The sequence below is a fragment of the Amphritea atlantica genome, from assembly GCF_018860855.1.
In the GTDB taxonomy this organism is placed as follows: domain Bacteria; phylum Pseudomonadota; class Gammaproteobacteria; order Pseudomonadales; family Balneatricaceae; genus Amphritea; species Amphritea atlantica_A.
In genome coordinates, this window is the sequence record NZ_JAHKQE010000049.1 from 85,044 (window position 1) to 103,155 (window position 18,112).

An 18,112-nucleotide genomic window follows, 5' to 3' on the forward strand; every position below is an offset into this window, starting at 1 on the left:
TGATAAAAGTTATGGCGCCAAGATAAACGCAAATGATGACAGAAATGTTACAAAGCGGTAATAAAAGCTTTAGACATAAAAAGGAGCCCTAGTGGGCTCCTTTTTATGTGATGCATGAGCCTCGGGAGAGGCGCAAAGCTAAAGACTCAATTATAGGCCCAGTTCTTTCATCTGCTTTTCAACCAGAGCCGCTGGCAGAGGGATGTAACCATCCTTCACAACCACTTCTTGACCGACTTTAGCCATAACCATTTTCAGGAATTCACGTTCCAATGGTGCTAGGTCCTGGCCTGGTTTCTTGTTGACGTAAACATACAGAGCACGCGCCAGTGGGTAAGAACCGTTCAGTGCGTTTTCTGGTGAAGCCGCAACGAAAGGTGTACCGGCTTTTTTAGTCAGTGGCAGAGCACGGACAGAGGATGTTTTGTAACCGATACCTGAGTAACCGATACCGTTCAGCGAAGTTGATACAGACTGTACAACAGAGGCAGAACCTGGCTGCTCGTTTACATTGTCACGGAAGTCACCTTTACACAGAGCTTTGCTCTTGAAGTAGCCGTAAGTACCGGATACAGAGTTACGACCAAAGATCTGGAAGCCTTGCGTGGCGATAGAACCGGTAGCGCCTACATCACCCCATTTGCTCACTTCTTCAGGTAGTCCGCACTTACGAGTGGAAGAGAAGATGGCATCAACCTGAGGAATCGTTAGACCTTCGATAGCGTTATCTTTGTTAACGAAAACGGCTAGAGCATCGATAGCAACAGCAACTGGCGTTGGTTTATAACCAAATTTCTTTTCAAATGCGCCCAGTTCTTTGTCTTTCATCTTACGAGACATTGGACCGATGTTTGAAGTGCCTTCAGTCAGCGCTGGTGGTGCAGTAGAAGAACCAGCAGCCTGAATCTGAACATTGACGTTAGGGTAGTTACGTTTGAACTCTTCAGCCCACATGGTCATCAGGTTAGCCAGTGTATCTGAACCAACAGAAGACAGGTTACCGGAAACGCCAGATGCTTTGGTGTAGGTTGGTAGGTTTGGATCCAGCAGATCGGATGCAGATGCAGTCATGCAAGTTGTTGCTAGGGCAACGGCTGCAAAAATTTTCTTCATTGGTTTCATTACAAGCTCCACAGAGTATGGTTTGAATTCGCTTTTAAACGTTCAGTGTTAATTCGATGATGGAAATATAAGCGGCTTGTGTGACAGTGATGTGACAGCGCGAAACATTTTTTATCGGTCTGGAATAGTAATCACTCATATTTTAGCTAGACCTATGTCGGGTAGTTAATAGTAAAATACGTGCTGATAACAATAATTGGATCTTGGAACCTGATATGAATACCGATAAGACATTGCTCAAACCCGAAGGCGAACTTAGCCTGCGTTGTCCTGCCTCCGGTGCGGCGGCTAACATGTTTGGCGATGTATATGGTGGCTGGGTTGCATCACAGGCGGTACTTGCCGCTGAAATTCGTGCGGGTGAAGTCGCCGAAGGGCGGGTGGCAACGGTTTCCATTGGTGCAATGAGCTTTATGGCACCAGTGCTTGAGGGCACTATTCTGAGTTTTTACACGCGGATCAAAGAGCAGGGCACCAGTTCATTGCGTATCAAGGTTGAAGTGTGGGGCTGTTGTCCTGATGGCCGCGACCTGCGTAAGGTGTCTGAAACCGAATGCGTTCAGGTGGCTATTGATGGGCACGGACATATTCGGGCACTCGATTTCGGCCATTAATCGGCTCAACTTGTGCTTTTAGCGTGCGGTATTGCTTAGCCAAAGAACCAATAGCCCACCAAAATAGCACTGATAATGCCCACGAAGTCGGCGGTGAGCCCGCAACTGAGTGCGTGGCGGGTATGGCGAATACCGACTGAGCCGAAATAAACCGCCAGTACGTAAAAAGTGGTTTCCGTTGAGCCTTGAATAATCGCGGCTACCCGCCCGGCAAAAGAATCGACGCCATGAGTGTTGATGGTGTCGAGCATCATCGCACGGGCCCCTGAACCACTCAGCGGTTTCATCAGCGCGGTAGGTAGTGCATCGACAAAGCGGGTATCGATCCCGAGCAGTGAGATCCCTTCGCGCAGCAGCCAGATCGCCCCATCCATCACGCCGCTGGCGCGAAACACACCGATGGCCACCAGCATCGCCAATAGATAGGGGATAATCATGATGGCGACCGAAAATCCCTCCTTCGCGCCTTCCACAAAGGTTTCGTAAATATTCACCCCTTTCAGGTGGGCCGCCCCGAGAAAGCAGATAATGGCGCTGAAAATCATCAGATTACCGATCAAGGATGACTGTTGCTGTAACTGTGCCACGGTCAGGGTGGCGAAATAGCCAATAAACGCGAGCAGTAGGGCAAAAAAGCCACCCAAGTAGAGCAGAGTGACCCGCTCCCAGAGACGAATTTTTTGTACCCATGCCACCGCCAATAAACCGGCCAGTGTCGAGCTACAGGTGGCGATTAGAATGGGAATAAAGACGGAAGTTGGGTCGGTCGCGCCCTGCTGGGCTCGATAGAGAAACACGGTGATGGGAAACAGGGTCACGGACGAGGTATTGAGTACCAGAAACAGAATCTGGGCATCCGTAGCGCGGCTCTTATCGGGGTTTAAGCGTTGTAGATCCTGCATCGCCTTGAGCCCGAGCGGGGTGGCGGCATTATCTAGTCCAAGCATATTGGCCGATAGGTTCATGGTCATTGAGCCGATTGCTGGGTCTCCTTTTGGGACTTCCGGCATCAGGCGGGTAAACAGTGGACTAAGACCGTTGGCCAGCTTGGTGATTAAGCCGGCAGCTTCGGCCAGTTTCATAATGCCTAACCAGAAGGCCAGTGTACCAATCAGTCCCAGTGCCAGCTCAACGGATAGCTTAGACATATCAAAGGTGGACTGCACCATTCGCTGAAAGACAGCGCTATCGCCACCGATCAGCCATTGGTATAAACCACCCGCAAAAGCGAGCAGAAAAAAACCAAGCCAGATTCTGTGTAACATTCCGCTTCCTCTCAGGCTGTTTCAACACTAGGTATCTTAGGACACAGTATCGCTGGCCGAGTAGGCAAAATCAAAAGTGTTAGTTCTAGTACAGGTATTACACCGCCTGTAGATTGGCGTATCCCACGACTAACCACTTACTACCCTCGGAATCGAAGTTGACCTGTACCCGTGCTTTAGGCCCAGACCCTTCATAGTTAACGACAATACCATCGCCGAAGGTGGCGTGTGATACCCGTTGACCGAGAATAATCTGCGTATCCGGCACTTCGGCGTTAGCAAACATCGCTGGGCGCTGTTGCTGACGGGCGGTGACCGGCCGACTGACACTGGCATTTAAACGCACCTCTTCTAAGCAGCTATCCGGAATCTCGCGGATAAAGCGGGAGGGGCGGTTAAAGGTTTCATTGCCGTGAAGGCGACGGGATTCCGCATAGGTGATATACAGTTTCTGCATCGCCCGGGTAATGCCCACATAGCAAAGGCGGCGTTCCTCTTCGAGACGATCGCCCTCTTCGAGTGACATCTTGTGGGGAAACAACCCTTCTTCCATACCGGCGAGAAATACCAGTGGAAACTCTAGCCCCTTAGCGGAGTGTAGCGTCATCAACTGAACTGAATCTTGATGTTCGTCTGCTTGCGCTTCACCGGCATCCAGTGCTGCATCATCGAGAAAGGCTGAAAGAGGCGTGCTGTTTTCGTTGCCCTCTTTATCTGGTTGCCAAGTTGATAGGTATTGCCGTGCCGCGCTGATCAATTCCTCAAGGTTTTCGATGCGGGCCTGCGCCTTTTCACCTTTTTCTTTGAGATGATGATCAATCAAGCCTGATTTTTGAATGGCATGTTCGGTTTGTTCATGCAGGTCGGTGCCTTCGGTGTCCTGCGCAATCTGGTTGACGAGGTCGATAAAGGCTTGCAGCGCATTAGCAGCACGCGCGGTGAGTTTATTAAGCTCGATCACTTCATTAGCGGCACGCCACATTGAGATACCTTCGGTGCGGGCATGTAGACGAATCTCTTCGATCGTTTTGCCGCCAATACCACGCGTCGGGACGTTAATCACCCGTTCCATCGCGGTATCATCTTCGCGATTGTTCACTAAGCGCAGATAAGCGAGCGCATTTTTAATCTCTAAGCGGTCATAAAATCGCTGACCACCGTAGATACGATAGGGCATGCCCGCGCGAATCAGTGATTCCTCAAGCACCCGTGATTGGGCATTTGAGCGATACAGAATGGCACTTTCGCTGCGTAGATTGCCTTTATTTACCCAGCTTTCGATTTGATCAACAATGAATCGTGATTCATCCTGCTCATTAAAAGCGGCATAGAGGGAGATCTGCTCGCCATCGGGCTGATCGGTGTGCAGCTCTTTACCTAAGCGGCCTTGGTTGTTACGAATCACATCATTGGCGGCTTGCAGAATGGTGTTGGTGGAGCGGTAGTTTTGCTCCAGTTTTACCACCATGGTGTCTTTGAAATCTTGATTGAAACGCTGGATATTTTCAATTTTCGCGCCCCGCCAACCGTAGATCGACTGATCATCGTCACCCACCGCCATCAGTTTTTCTGGCTTGGGTTTGCGGGGATCAAGGGGCTGGCAGAGTAGTTTTAGCCAAGCATACTGAATCGAGTTGGTATCCTGAAACTCATCCACCAAAATATAGCGAAAACGGTCTTGGTAGTGTTCTAGCAATGAGGGATTGTGATCGCGCAGTAGCTCGAGAGAGCGAAGGAGTAGCTCACCAAAATCGACCATGCCGCCGCGATCACAGGCGTCTTCATAGGCAGCATAAAGTTTTACCATAACCTGCGCGTGAGGATCGCCGCCGGCATCAATATGTCGGGCGCGTAGGCCTTCATCTTTCTGGGCGTTGATATACCACTGAAACTGACGGGCCGGCCAGCGGCTATCGTCCAGATTCATCTCTTTGGCTAGCCGTTTAATCAGGCGCAGTTGATCATCGGAATCCATAATCTGGAAATTCTGCATCAGCCCCGCATCATGCCAGTGGGCGCGGAGTATCCGGTGAGCCAAGCCGTGGAACGTACCGACCCACATGCCGCTGGGATTTAGTCCCATCAGTTCTTGAATTCGGCCACGCATCTCTTTGGCGGCTTTGTTGGTGAAGGTCACCGCCATAATAGAGTAGGGTGAGAGCCCCTCGGTCTGTACCAACCAAGCGATTCTGTGCACCAGCACCCGGGTTTTACCGGAACCGGCACCGGCCAGTACGAGCATATTGCAGACTGGCGCAGAGACAGCTTCACGCTGGGCTTCATTGAGTGAATCGAGTAGGTAGGATACGTCCATAGGATTTCTTCAGATAGCTGTATAAATATTCAGTAAGATTATAGCGACCAGAACGGCCAGTGGCTATTAAAAGCCGCAAGCGGCTGCGGTGTAGGAAAGAGAAATCGCCTTTGCTCGGTATTGGCAGCCGCTGATCTCTCTTTTCATGCGTCAGATCTTCCTTAAGGCAGTTTGGCAGGATGGTCGATGCGATATTGCAGTATCCGCCGGAGTTCATTGGGGTCTTTAATTTTTTGTGTGGTGTCTGGGTCTAGTGCTGGAATCAGTCGGGATAGCCAGAAGCGCATAGCAGCGGTGCGCACCAGTTGTGGCCAGGCTAAGTATTCATTGTCTTCGAATGGGCGCACGGCAGCATAGGCGTTCAACAGTGCGTTTTCTCGTTCTGAGTCGATAGACCCGTCGGCATTGACGCACCAGTCATTCGCCACAATGGCCAGATCAAATAACAGGTAGCCGTTACAGGCGTTATAGATATCGAGAATCGCGCTGAGTTGATCACCTTGAAACAGCGCGTTATCAAAGAACAGATCCCCATGAATGACCCCTTGTGGCAGATTCCAGGGTTGCTCACGAAGCTGATCAAACAGATCGACTTCATTGCGCAATAGTTCTGCTTCGTCAGCGGATAATTGGTTGGCAATATGCTGTGATTCACGACGCCACCAAAATACGCCACGATGGGCTTGACGTTGCAGGTAGAAATCTCGGCCGGCCTGATGGAATTTAGCCAGTGCGGTACCGATCTGACGACAGTGGACATCGGTCAACGATTCAACATGGCTGCCCATTAAGCGGGGTTGTAGTAGGGCGGGCCGGTTATGCATCGTCTTCAGGGCGATGCCGTTTCTATCTTTAAAGGGGAACGGAACCGGACAGCCCCGATCGGCCAGCCAAGTGGTTAGCTCAACAAAATAGGGCATCTCCTCTTGGTTGAGCTCCTCGAAGAGAGTGAGTACATACTCCTCTTCTTGGCCACTACTATCACGTAGTGTGACAAAATAGTTGGTGTTCTCAATGCCACCGTCTATGCCTTGAAAATCTACCAGCTGACCCCGCTGGAAATCCTGTAACAGGTTTTCCAGGTCAGTCCGGCTAATATTGGTGTATACAGCCATAATTACGCTTCGTTAGTTACTGCTTAAATCGAGTTACCAGCTGAATAGAATCCATTTAGGTAGCATCAGGGTTGAGTCTTCAAAGCGTTGAAAGTCGCCATCGTCTTTCGGTACTAGGTAATAAGTTTTACCGACCACAGGCTTAACTTTGATTTCTTTCAGTTTGCCATTGATTCGATATTCGTAATAGGTCGCTTTCTGCCCGTGACGAATAGTGACAACTGGGTCGTTATTATCAAATTCTGGCAGAACATCGGCGCTCACTGTCGATACCATCGAAAACGAGCAAAGCAGAGTTAACAACAACACTATTTTTTTCATAACCACTCCGTGAACTGGGGTCGCCCCTTCTGTGTCAGAGGCTAATCTAATATGATGGTGTCTTCCGGACACCAAACCCGCTAACAATATCTCCTGACGGACAATGACTGCAATACCATGACCGCAAATACTTCCCCTATTATCTTAGTCGATGGCTCTTCGTACTTATACCGAGCCTTTTTTGCTGCCCAACAGGCCGATATGCGCACCTCTGAAGGGGTTCCCACGGGAGCCGTCAGATTGGTGACGAGTATGTTGCGGAGTCTGATTAAGCAGTATCCGCAGAGTCCGGTGGCTGTCGTGTTTGACGCCAAAGGCAAAACCTTCCGTGATGACATATATCCTGAATATAAGGCGCATCGTCCATCGATGCCTGATGATCTGCGTACCCAGATAGAGCCGATTCATAAGATCGTTAAGGCCATGGGCTTTCCGCTGATCTCTGTCGAGGGGGTCGAGGCTGATGATGTGATCGGCACACTGGCCCGTGAAGCGAGCGCCAAAGGGCTGGATACCATTATCTCCACGGGCGATAAGGATATGGCACAGCTGGTGGATAAGCATGTCACCTTGATTAATACCATGAACGATTCCCATATGGATATCGATGGGGTTAATGAAAAGTTTGGTATTCCACCGGAGCTGATTATCGATTATCTGGCGTTAATGGGCGATAAAGTCGATAACATTCCCGGTGTGCCCGGCGTCGGTGAAAAAACAGCGTTGGCCTTATTGCAGGGGATCGGCGGTATTAAAGACCTGTATGCCAATCTGGATAAAATCGCCGAGTTGGGTTTCCGCGGTTCCAAAACGATGGCGAAGAAGTTGGAAGAAAACCGCGAAGCGGCGGAGCTTTCCTACCTGTTAGCGACCATCAAAACCGATCTCGAACTCGAATGTGGTATCGAAGATATTCCGCTGCCGGTCGCCGATAATGAGCAACTACAAGCGTTGTTTCAGCAGTGTGAGTTTCGTACTTGGGTCAGTGACCTAGGTGCTGCGGCCGCCGATGATGCGCGGGCGGTGGAAAATCAAGCGCAACTACCGGACGAGATTGTTTATGAAACCATTCTCGATCAGGAAAGCTTCGACCGCTGGTTTAAGGTGTTGGAGTCTGCCGAGTTATTTGCGTTTGATACCGAAACCGACAGCCTTAATTATATGGAAGCTAATCTGATTGGTTTGTCGTTCTCAGTAGAGCCGGGTAAAGCTGCCTATCTTCCCGTTGCACATGATTATATGGGCGCGCCGGCTCAGTTGGATCGTAATGCGGTGTTACAACAGCTCAAGCCGTTGCTAGAAAGTGAGACACACAAGAAAGTGGGTCAGCATATTAAATACGATATGAATGTGCTGGCACGTTACGATATTGAGCTGAAAGGGGTCGCTTTCGATACGATGCTCGAATCCTATGTGCTGAACTCTACGGCGAGTCGGCATAATATGGATGCGTTAGCGGATTTCTATCTAGGGGTGAAAACAGTTAAGTTTGAAGAGATCGCGGGCAAAGGCAAAAAGCAGCTCACCTTTAACCAGATCGAAATGGAACAGGCCAGTCCCTATGCCGCCGAAGATGCGGATATCACATTGCGCTTACATCAGCAGCTCAGCGCTAAGTTAGCGCAGATTCCTACCCTCGAAAAAGTATTTGCGAATATAGAACTGCCGTTAATTCCCGTATTGGCTCGCATGGAACAGCAGGGTGCGATGGTTGATGCGGCGCAGTTGGCTATTCAGAGCCGAGAACATGGCATTCGCTTGGCCGAGTTAGAAGCCAAAGCGCATGAGCTGGCGGGCGGGCCGTTTAATTTAAGTTCGCCGAAACAGCTGCAAGAAATTCTCTTTGAGCAGCAAAAACTGCCCATTCTTAAGAAAACGCCGAAAGGTGCACCGTCTACGGCGGAAGAGGTCTTGCAGGAATTGGCTCTGGATTATCCATTGCCAAAAATGATTATCGAACATCGCAGTCTAAGTAAGTTGAAAAGCACCTATACCGATAAGCTACCGCAGATGATCAATCCCGCTACTGGACGGATACACACCTCATATCATCAGGCGGTGACTGCGACGGGGCGACTCTCTTCATCGGACCCTAACTTGCAAAATATTCCGATCCGATCAACGGAAGGCCGACGTATCCGTCAGGCATTCGTCGCTCCGAAGGGCTATAAGCTGGTGGCGGCGGATTATTCTCAGATAGAGTTGCGGATTATGGCTCACCTATCGCAGGATAAAGGCTTGTTGAATGCTTTCGCCCACGGTGAAGATGTCCACAAGGCAACGGCTGCCGAGGTGTTTGGCGTCGAGCTGGCAAACGTTACCACGGATCAGCGCCGCAGTGCCAAGGCGATCAACTTCGGTTTGATCTACGGGATGTCGGCTTTTGGTTTGGCTAAACAGCTGGGTATTGGCCGGAATGAAGCGCAAACCTACATCGATCATTATTTTGCCACTTACCCAGGTGTGCAGCGTTATATGGACGATATTCGTCTACAGGCGGCAGAGAATGGCTATGTCGAAACATTGTTTGGTCGACGCCTCTATCTGCCAGAAATTAAAGCCAGTAATGGTATGCGTCGTCAGGCTGCTGAACGCACCGCGATTAATGCGCCGATGCAGGGCACGGCGGCGGATATTATTAAAAAGGCGATGGTTGCTGTCGACCAGTGGCTGCAGAGCAGTGATACCGGTGTGCGGATGATCATGCAGGTACACGATGAATTGATTCTAGAAGTGCCCGAGGCGCTGGTGGACGAGGTATCGGCTCAACTGGTTGAGTTGATGCAGGGAGCCGCTGATCTGGATGTGCCACTGCTCGTGGAAGCGGGTATCGGTGATAACTGGGATGAGGCTCACTAAGCTAAGAGCACATAGAACTCAGTGCCGGAGTGCGGCACTGAGCTTTTGTTTATTCCGCTTCTGAACTGTCTTCTTGGTCGCCTAATAGCCAATGATTAAGATGTTCGCGTAGCTGATCAACCCCGGTGGTTTTCAGCGCCGAGAATGTTTGGATGCTGAGCAGAGCATTATTTTTAACATCCAACGCCTGCTTCATTTTTAACAGTGCATTTTGCGCCGCGCCTCGGTTTAACTTATCGGCTTTAGTCAGCAAAATGTGTAACGGCATCTCCGCTTCACTACACCATTCAATCATCATCTGATCGAACTCTTTCAGCGGGTGGCGGATATCGACCATCAATACCACGCCCCGTAAACAGTCACGATTTTGCAGATAATCATTCAAGTGTTTTTGCCAATGCTCTTTCATGGCGATAGGCACTTTGGCATAACCGTAGCCGGGGAGGTCGACAATACGCACGCCTTCGATATTGGTATCGAAGAAGTTTATCAGTTGGGTTCGACCAGGGGTTTTACTGGTACGCGCCAGTTTAGCATTGGTTAATGTATTGATGGCGCTGGACTTGCCTGCATTGGAACGACCGGCAAATGCGACCTCGGCTCCGGTGTCTTCAGGACACTGGCTGAGTTTGCTGGCGCTAGTGTTAAAGCGGGTCATATGGTATTGAATTTGAGGTAAAGACATATACTTTTTGCCTATCAGCCTGCTAATGCAGACATTTATCGTTCCAGTTTGTGTGGATATTAGGTTATAATCTCGCCGGAATTCTACCTGTGGCTGGGATATTACACCAGTCCGGGTGTTGGTTCGGTAGCCCTGTTTCAATCTGATTAGCTTCAGGTTGCGGCAGAAACCGTTAGCAATCTATAGCAAGAGTCTGGGTTAGTCGATGAATAAACTACTGATCGCCATACTGGCAAGCGTGAGTATCATAAGTGTTGCACATGCGGCGGGAGATGCTGCTGCAGGGCAAAGTAAAACAGCAGTCTGTGGTGCATGTCATGCGCCTGATGGCAATAGTGCTGTGGGTAACTTCCCTAAGCTGGCAGGCCAGAATGAGCGTTACCTGCTTAAGCAGCTGCAGGATATTAAAGCTGGCAACCGTCAGGTTGTTGAAATGACAGGTCTTCTGACCAACCTGAACGATCAAGATCTGGCCGATATAGCGGCTTATTTTGCATCGAAGAATATTCAAATTGGGGCTGCTAAAGCAGACTTGGTTGAAGCGGGTGAAAAAATCTACCGTGCGGGTGTTGCCTCTAAGGGTATCGCTGCATGTACTGCCTGCCATGGTGTACAGGGTAAGGGTATTGCCACTGCGGGTTATCCGCAACTGGGTGGGCAGCATGCACAATATGTTGAAACCCAGCTGAAGAACTTCCGCGTAGGGGCTCGTAATAACGATCCTCAAGCGATGATGAGTACTATCGCGGCTAAACTGAGCGATAAAGAGATTCAGGCTGTTGCAAGTTATATCCAGGGTCTGAATTAAGTTAAATTCAGTTCCGAGTCAGGAAAGGCAGCGTAAGCTGCCTTTTTTATTGGAAAATATATTTGCGGCAAGGATGAACTTGACGCACATTGGCCGGTCTTATAAGACTGAATTTCTCAAAGGTTGGAGATAGACATGTTAAAAAAGCTCGCTATTGGGTTAGTTTTTGCCCTTACTGCAGTAGTAGCACAGGCTGAAGACTATAAGGCTGGCATCAATTATGATGTGATTGCTATGCCAGTGCCTACCGCTGATAAAACGAAGGTTGAAGTTGTTGAAGCCTTTGGTTATCTCTGCCCTCACTGCGCTAGTTTTGAGCCTATGCTGCATAGCTGGACAAATCAGCTGCCCGCTGATGTGAATTTTGGGCGTGTACCGGTGGTTTTTTCCCGTTCTTGGGAGCCATTAGCTCGAGCGTATTACTCCTCAGAACTTCTTAATGACTTGGATAAGACCCATCAAGCTACATTTACTGCTTTGCATAACGAGCGCCGTCGTTTTAATAGCCTAGAAGATCTAGCTGATTTCTATGCAGATTTAGGTGTTGATAAAGAAAAGTTCATCAAAATGAACCGTTCTTTTGCGGTTAATATGCGTATGAATCAAGGTGTTTCTAAATTAAAAGGCTATGGGGTACAGAGTGTACCGACGCTAATCGTCAATGGTAAATATCGTATTACTGCGGATAAAGCGGGTGGCCATGCCGGTATGCTTAAGGTCGCTGAATACCTTATCGAGCAGGAAAAAAAGACGCTATAAATTTAGCGCTGTCTAAAAAAGTCGCATTATGCGGCTTTTTTATTGCCTATTTATTCGACAACCGAAGTCTGGGGCTGGCTTGTCAGGCCTGAACTGGCATAACATTGAGCCAATAGTTTATTGACTGGCCGGGTTGTAGGGATTTGGGATGGAACAGGACGACTGGAAAGAACGTTATAAATTACTTTCTGATCAGATGGATGCGCTACAGGCTCAGCTTGAAGATCAACCTCTTCAGCATCTAGTGTGTCAGATGACTGTTGCTCTCGATGGTCAGTCAGCGGTACTGGACCAAGCACTTAATACGCTATGTGTTCAGCTGAAAAATAATCAAACGGCATCGCCTGACGTTATTCAACTGGTAGAGAAGCAGCTGCGAGGTTTGGATATTGAGCAGGAGTTGCATCGTAATGAGCTGTTGCTCGGGCTGCGTAAGTGGATCTATCAGCTACAACTTAATCTGACTTCCGAGACTGCCAATCAACGTCTGAGTGATATTGAAGAAAGTATGCGGCCGTTTACGGGGCAGCTCGCCGTTGTTTCAAAAATCATCAATGGCTTAGTTCAGCTCCAAGAATCGGTGCTAACGGATGATTTTAATCGTGGTCGTCAGCATGATGTACTTGAAGACGACGAGTTGCTGCAGAAAATAGGTGTTGAGTTACTCAGTCTTATTTCGGGCTTAAATATACCGCCGGGTGATATGTCCTTGGCGCGAGAGTTGGTTGGCCGAATAGAAGAGGGCGTCACGCTGAGCGGGCTTTCGAGTATTGTTCAGGATCTTGTCGGACTGGTGTCCCGTTTTAATGCCTATAACGGCGCGGAGTTTGAAAATTATCTGCAAAACCTTACGGGCCATCTGGCGGAAGTGCAGGCCTATGTAAAGGCGGGGCAATCCGACGAGTTAGTCGCAGATGAAGTGGCTCTGCTGACCAATGGTATTCAAAAGGATGTTCAGTCTATTCAGACGGTTATGCAGGAGTCGAATGATCTACAGCAGCTCAAGAGTAACGTCTCTTCGCAGTTACTGAGTATTGTTAAGTCGGTTGATCTGTTCAAAGAGAAAGAAGAGCGGCGCGAGCAGCGTTTGTATGAGCGTTATCTGCAGTTACAGAGCCGTTTTGAGCAGATGGAAGAACAGACACATCAGATGAAAGTGCATATAGAGTCGGAGCGGCATAAGGCTCTCACCGATTCGTTGACCTCTTTGCCCAATCGGGCGGGTTATGATGAGCAGTTACATGCAGAGTTTGAGCGTTGGAAGCGTTACGGCCAGCCCTTTTCGTTAGCCGTTGCCGATCTTGATTTGTTTAAGCGAATCAATGACACCTACGGTCACCAGGCGGGCGATAAGGTTCTGCGTTTAATCGCGAGCATTCTCACTAAGCAGAGCCGCTCGACAGATTTTGTTGCTCGGTACGGGGGGGAGGAGTTCGTTATTCTGATGCCTGGGACGACTGCGAAACAAGCGATGGTTGCAGTCGATAAAGTACGTCAAGCGGTCGCGCAAAGTCCATTTAATTTTCATGGCGATCCAGTCCAAATTACACTTTCTCTCGGTTTAACCGAGGTGAGGTCTAACGATTCTATCGACAATCTGTTCAGTCGTGCAGATAAAGCGCTCTATACAGCAAAACGTTTAGGGCGAAATCGTATTGAGCTGGGTTAACCTTTTGTTCTTCGGTATGATGCAGCTCTTTACCTTCGATTCCGAAGTGGGCAATATGCCTGCCTTATTCCAGAACTACTACCACGGAAAATAACAGCGGTGCGACGTTTACTCCGAATTTTCAAAATTGCACGGGTTTTTGCACGATACCGGCTCGATACTTTTTTTGAGCAGGTCAGTCTGCACTGGTATGCCCGACTGCTTTTAAAATTGATGCTATGGCGCTATTTCATTCCCGTAGGGCCGCGCTCACAGGGTGAGCGATTGCGATTGGCGCTAGAAGAGCTGGGTCCTATCTTTATTAAGTTTGGCCAGATGTTATCTACTCGGCGTGATCTGTTGTCGGATGATTTGGCGCTGGAGCTTAAAAAACTACAGGATCAGGTTCCACCTTTTGCGAGTGCCTATTCGCAACAGCTAATCGAAGAAGCGTTAAACGCTCCCGTAGAGGAGTTGTTTGCTGAGTTTAATGCTGAGCCTATGGCCTCGGCCTCAGTGGCACAAGTGCATGAAGCTTTGCTGTATAACGGCGAAGAGGTGGTTATTAAAGTTATCCGTCCCGGTATTGCTAAAACCATCAAAAAAGATATGGCTTTGCTTTACACCTTAGCGCGGCTGGTTGAGGCGCTTTGGGCTGAAGGGCGTAGACTGAAACCGGTGGAGGTGGTTGCCGATTATGAAAATACCATCTTCGATGAGTTAGATCTGCGCAAAGAGGCCGCTAACGGCTCGCAAATTAGACGTAACTTTGAAAACTCACCACTGCTTTATGTTCCAGAAATCTATTGGGATCTAACCCGTCAAAATGTGTTGGTGATGGAGCGGATACACGGTATCCCCGTGGCGGATATAGAACAGTTAAAGGCTCAGAATACCGATATGAAAAAATTGGCTGAGCAGGGCGTTGAGATCTTTTTCACTCAAGTATTTCGCGATAGTTTCTTCCATGCGGATATGCACCCAGGAAATATTTTTGTCTCCCGTGAAAACCCTTCATCACCACAATATATCGCCGTTGATTTTGGTATTGTGGGTTCGCTGTCACCGGAAGACCAAAGTTATCTAGCGCGTAATTTCTTAGCCTTCTTTCAGCGGGATTATCGTCAGGTTGCACAATTACATATTGATTCTGGCTGGGTACCTGCGGATACCAATGTGCAGTCATTTGAAACGGCTATTCGTAGTGTCTGCGAGCCTATCTTTGAAAAACCGCTAAAAGATATCTCCTTTGGGATGGTCTTGATGGGCTTATTTCAAACGGCCCGCCGTTTCAATATGGAGGTTCAGCCTCAGTTGGTGCTGTTGCAGAAAACCTTGCTGAATATTGAAGGCTTGGGACGACAGCTCTATCCCGAGTTAGATCTGTGGCAGACTGGCCAACCGTTTTTGGAACGTTGGATGAAGGAGCGTATGGGGCCGAAAGCGGCTTATCGTTCGATTAAACAACAAGCCCCCGATTGGCTTGATAAAATGCCTCACCTGCCGCAGATGGCATACGATGCACTGAATCAATTAAAGAACATGGATGACACTCGCCGGCGAGATATGTTGGCCATGAGCGTGGCTCGGCAAGAGTTGCAGCAGAAGAGTAGTCATCAATGGCGCTGGGTCGGTGTTGTCTGCCTGATTGTAGCTGCGGGCCTTTCATTGGATGATCCGTTGTTAGCGTTTCAGGAGTTGCCAGCGATCAGTTGGCTATTGGGCGGCGTTGGCGCGGTCTTATTGCTGCGTCACTGAATTGAAACAATAAACGATTAGGCTAGCGGCCTCCCATATTTCGGGGATAGTAGAGTCGTAGAGGATCAGGTATCCTTGCCTGCTTATATGATAAAGAATACTGATATGTCAGAACCCTGGTTAGAACAGATTAAATGGAATAGTGATGGCCTAGTGCCTGCGATTGCTCAGGATTTCACGTCGGGCAAGGTGTTGATGGTTGCGTGGATGAATCGTGAAGCGCTGGCGTTGACGGTACAAGAGAATCGGGCTATTTATTGGTCCCGTTCGCGGCAGAAATTATGGCGTAAGGGTGAAGAATCCGGTCACGTTCAGCAGTTGCACGATCTTCGCCTCGATTGCGACGATGATGTTATTCTACTGAGTGTCGAACAGTTGGGTGGCATCGCCTGTCATACTGGGCGCCAACACTGTTTCTTTAAAGCCTTGAAAGAAGGTGAGTGGGTGGCTGTTGAGCCTGTTCTGAAAGACCCAAGTAAGATTTACGATAAGTAAGGTCAGATATGAGTGATGTATTAACGCAGTTGGGCGATATACTCGAGCAACGAAAAACGGCAACGACTGAAAAATCCTATGTGGCCAGTCTACATGCTAAAGGGTTAAATAAGATTCTAGAGAAAGTGGGTGAAGAAGCCACAGAAACCATTTTGGCGGCTAAAGATGCTGAAGTGAGTGGTGATAATAGCGATGTTGTTTATGAAACTGCAGATTTGTGGTTTCACTCACTAGTCGCTTTATCCCACTTAGGTGAGCGACCTGAAGCGGTAATTAATGAACTGGCACGTCGTTTTGATATGTCAGGTTTAGAAGAGAAGGCCTCAAGGTCAGAGCAAAAATAAATTGGGTCATGTTGGTATAGCTGAGTAAGCGTTCGCATAATCTGAAATCATTGAACGGGCGGTTTAGATCGCTCATGTTGTAATACGGAGCACAATAATATGTTAGGTGGCATTAGTCTTTGGCAGTTGGCTATTCTTTTGGTAATCGTAGTACTGCTGTTTGGTACTAAGAAGCTGCGTAATCTAGGTGGCGATCTAGGTGGGGCAGTGAAGGGCTTTAAAAAAGCGATGAACGAAGAGCCTAAAGAAGACGATAAAAAAATTGAAAGTGATGCCGACTTTGCTGAGACGGATAAAACGGCAGCGAAAGAACAGAGCAAAGACGAGCCAAAAGCTGATAAGTAACTGGCAGGTAGCTGTAAATGTTTGATATCGGTTTTGCGGAATTACTGATTATTGCAGTCGTCGGATTAGTAGTACTGGGGCCAGAAAAGCTGCCGGTTGCTGTCCGCACTGTTGGCTTATGGGTGAGTAAAGCAAAACGTACTCTCAGTGGTATTCAATCAGAAATCAGTGAAGAGTTACGCTTAGACGAGATGAAGCGGCAGATTGCAATGCAAAAAGATGAGCTTGATCGGGAGCTTAACGAAATGCGTACGCCATCTTCAGAAAGTGTTACGGGTTCTCCTAAAACTGATAGTACGCCAGCGCCTAAAGACAATCTTAGTCAGGTAGAGCGCGAGTCGCATACCGTCGTAGCGTCTGAACAGGAAAAGACCAAGACTGATGATAGATCCTAACCCGCTTGATGATGAGCAACCAATAGTCTCTCATCTTGTAGAGCTGCGCAGTCGCCTTATGCGCGCGCTATTGGCAATTCTTATTTTATTTCTCTGCCTGTTCTATTTTGCTAATAATCTCTATGAGATTGTGTCTGCACCGCTAACGGCATTACTGCCTGCGGGCACGAGTATGATTGCAACAGATGTAACATCGCCATTCTTCGCTCCCTTTAAGCTGACCCTAGTGTTATCTCTCTTTTTGGCGATGCCAGTCATTCTGCATCAAGTATGGGGGTTTATCTCTCCAGGCTTATATAAACACGAAAAACGCTTAGCTGTGCCGTTATTAGCATCGAGTATTGTTTTGTTTTATTCGGGCATCGCGTTTGCGTACTTCGTTGTATTCCCGTTGATCTTTGGTTTCTTTACGAGTGTGGGGCCGGAAAATGTTGCGGTCATGACGGATATCAGTAGCTATCTTAATTTTGTCCTGAAAATTTTCTTTGCTTTTGGCGTTGTCTTTGAGATTCCTATAGCAACCTTGCTGTTGGTGTGGAGTGGCATAACTGATGTACAAAGCCTCAGGGCAAAGCGAGCCTATGTTATTGTTGGGTGCTTTGTTCTTGGCATGCTATTGACGCCACCTGATGTCATTTCGCAAACATTACTGGCAGTACCAATGTGGTTGCTGTTTGAATTGGGTATTATTTTGGCGGTTGTTGTTAAAAGGAAGAGCCCTGAAGTCGAAGAATAAGCTATTTGATTGAAGTATTGATGGGTGATGAGTCGTCATCTGTATGGCTCGGCTGTGAAAATTGTTTTAACGCTAAAGTCAGTAACCACAAAAACCGCCGTTAGGCGGTTTTTGTGGTTTTGTTGGAGTCTCTTCTAGGGGCGATAGGTTATTGTCTTGGTCTTGATTTCTTAACCGCAACAAGTCGTGAAGTGGCGGTCTAGCGGCTCATTGTAAAAAGTTGGCTGCTTTTCATTAAATTGACACTTTTTCGTGCTGGCTCTGTTGACTCACTGGCTGTGCGGTGTAGAATGCGCCTCCTCGCTTGAGACAGCCACCGGAAACGGTCACTGAAACAGGTTGAGCTGTTCGATTAACCCATTGAAAGCACGGCGTTTAACGCAAGCTTTTAACAGCGGAAAGTTGAACCGGAAGTCACCGACTTCATTTGAGAATTTGCTAAAAGTTCTTAAATAAAATGGTTGACTTCATCAGGGTGTTGAGTAAAATACGCACCTCGCTTGAGACGACAGCCCAAACGGCTGAACGT

General features: G+C 48.4%; 17 protein-coding genes. 11 read left to right on the plus strand and 6 right to left on the minus strand.

Translation table 11 applies throughout. The features are described from left to right. Positions 1-150: 150 nt before the first annotated feature. Positions 151-1,122: a PstS family phosphate ABC transporter substrate-binding protein gene (locus KO512_RS19990; protein WP_215954082.1), complete on the minus strand. Its 972-nt coding sequence runs from the start codon at positions 1,120-1,122 to the stop codon at positions 151-153. A 215-nt stretch (positions 1,123-1,337) separates the two neighbouring features. On the opposite strand from KO512_RS19990, the gene KO512_RS19995 reads away from it, so the two are divergent. Continuing rightward, the gene (locus tag KO512_RS19995; RefSeq protein ID WP_215954083.1) at positions 1,338-1,736 is read left to right on the plus strand and encodes an acyl-CoA thioesterase; all 399 of its coding nucleotides are present in this window, start codon (positions 1,338-1,340) and stop codon (positions 1,734-1,736) included. A gap of 35 nt (positions 1,737-1,771) precedes the next feature. Here the strand turns inward: KO512_RS19995 and KO512_RS20000 are convergent, their stop codons facing one another. The 4 genes from KO512_RS20000 to KO512_RS20015 all read right to left on the minus strand — a co-directional run bounded on the left by KO512_RS20000 (position 1,772) and on the right by KO512_RS20015 (position 6,751). Beyond that, positions 1,772-3,001, minus strand: coding sequence for a nucleoside recognition domain-containing protein (locus tag KO512_RS20000; RefSeq protein WP_215954084.1), 1,230 nt, complete (start codon positions 2,999-3,001; stop codon positions 1,772-1,774). Positions 3,002-3,098: 97 nt separating this feature from the next. Beyond that, a complete protein-coding gene (gene uvrD, locus KO512_RS20005; protein WP_215954085.1) occupies positions 3,099-5,315 on the minus strand; it encodes a DNA helicase II in 2,217 nt (738 codons plus the stop codon). A 161-nt stretch (positions 5,316-5,476) separates the two neighbouring features. Then, on the minus strand, positions 5,477-6,430 hold the full coding sequence (locus KO512_RS20010) for a homoserine kinase (protein WP_215954086.1): 954 nt from the start codon (positions 6,428-6,430) through the stop codon (positions 5,477-5,479). A 33-nt stretch (positions 6,431-6,463) separates the two neighbouring features. Further along, complete coding sequence (locus KO512_RS20015) at positions 6,464-6,751, minus strand: DUF2782 domain-containing protein (RefSeq protein ID WP_215954087.1); 288 nt, start codon at positions 6,749-6,751, stop codon at positions 6,464-6,466. A 117-nt stretch (positions 6,752-6,868) separates the two neighbouring features. Here KO512_RS20015 and polA point away from each other — a divergent pair, with 117 nt between their 5' ends. After that, positions 6,869-9,610, plus strand: a complete 2,742-nt coding sequence (polA, locus tag KO512_RS20020; RefSeq protein ID WP_215954088.1) for a DNA polymerase I — start codon at positions 6,869-6,871, stop codon at positions 9,608-9,610. A 49-nt stretch (positions 9,611-9,659) separates the two neighbouring features. Here polA and yihA read toward each other — a convergent pair whose 3' ends face one another. Further along, positions 9,660-10,295: a ribosome biogenesis GTP-binding protein YihA/YsxC gene (gene yihA, locus KO512_RS20025; protein ID WP_215954089.1), complete on the minus strand. Its 636-nt coding sequence runs from the start codon at positions 10,293-10,295 to the stop codon at positions 9,660-9,662. A 205-nt stretch (positions 10,296-10,500) separates the two neighbouring features. On the opposite strand from yihA, the gene KO512_RS20030 reads away from it, so the two are divergent. The 9 genes from KO512_RS20030 to tatC all read left to right on the plus strand — a co-directional run bounded on the left by KO512_RS20030 (position 10,501) and on the right by tatC (position 17,583). Then, positions 10,501-11,103, plus strand: a complete 603-nt coding sequence (locus tag KO512_RS20030; protein ID WP_215954090.1) for a c-type cytochrome — start codon at positions 10,501-10,503, stop codon at positions 11,101-11,103. Between the two features lie 135 nt (positions 11,104-11,238). Continuing rightward, positions 11,239-11,862: a thiol:disulfide interchange protein DsbA/DsbL gene (locus tag KO512_RS20035; protein WP_215954091.1), complete on the plus strand. Its 624-nt coding sequence runs from the start codon at positions 11,239-11,241 to the stop codon at positions 11,860-11,862. A gap of 148 nt (positions 11,863-12,010) precedes the next feature. After that, positions 12,011-13,531 (plus strand): GGDEF domain-containing protein, encoded by a 1,521-nt coding sequence (locus KO512_RS20040; protein WP_215954092.1) that lies wholly within the window; start codon positions 12,011-12,013, stop codon positions 13,529-13,531. A gap of 99 nt (positions 13,532-13,630) precedes the next feature. After that, complete coding sequence (ubiB, locus tag KO512_RS20045) at positions 13,631-15,268, plus strand: ubiquinone biosynthesis regulatory protein kinase UbiB (protein ID WP_215954093.1); 1,638 nt, start codon at positions 13,631-13,633, stop codon at positions 15,266-15,268. Between the two features lie 105 nt (positions 15,269-15,373). Next, positions 15,374-15,763 (plus strand): phosphoribosyl-AMP cyclohydrolase, encoded by a 390-nt coding sequence (hisI, locus tag KO512_RS20050; protein ID WP_215954094.1) that lies wholly within the window; start codon positions 15,374-15,376, stop codon positions 15,761-15,763. An 8-nt stretch (positions 15,764-15,771) separates the two neighbouring features. Further along, positions 15,772-16,107 (plus strand): phosphoribosyl-ATP diphosphatase, encoded by a 336-nt coding sequence (locus KO512_RS20055; protein WP_215954095.1) that lies wholly within the window; start codon positions 15,772-15,774, stop codon positions 16,105-16,107. 99 nt (positions 16,108-16,206) lie between these two features. Beyond that, complete coding sequence (gene tatA, locus KO512_RS20060) at positions 16,207-16,452, plus strand: Sec-independent protein translocase subunit TatA (protein ID WP_215954096.1); 246 nt, start codon at positions 16,207-16,209, stop codon at positions 16,450-16,452. 17 nt (positions 16,453-16,469) lie between these two features. Beyond that, positions 16,470-16,847, plus strand: a complete 378-nt coding sequence (gene tatB / locus KO512_RS20065) for a Sec-independent protein translocase protein TatB (RefSeq protein ID WP_215954097.1) — start codon at positions 16,470-16,472, stop codon at positions 16,845-16,847. Next, the gene (tatC, locus tag KO512_RS20070; RefSeq protein ID WP_215954098.1) at positions 16,834-17,583 is read left to right on the plus strand and encodes a twin-arginine translocase subunit TatC; all 750 of its coding nucleotides are present in this window, start codon (positions 16,834-16,836) and stop codon (positions 17,581-17,583) included. The genes tatB and tatC overlap by 14 nt, the downstream gene beginning before the upstream one ends. The last annotated feature ends 529 nt before the right edge of the window (positions 17,584-18,112 follow it).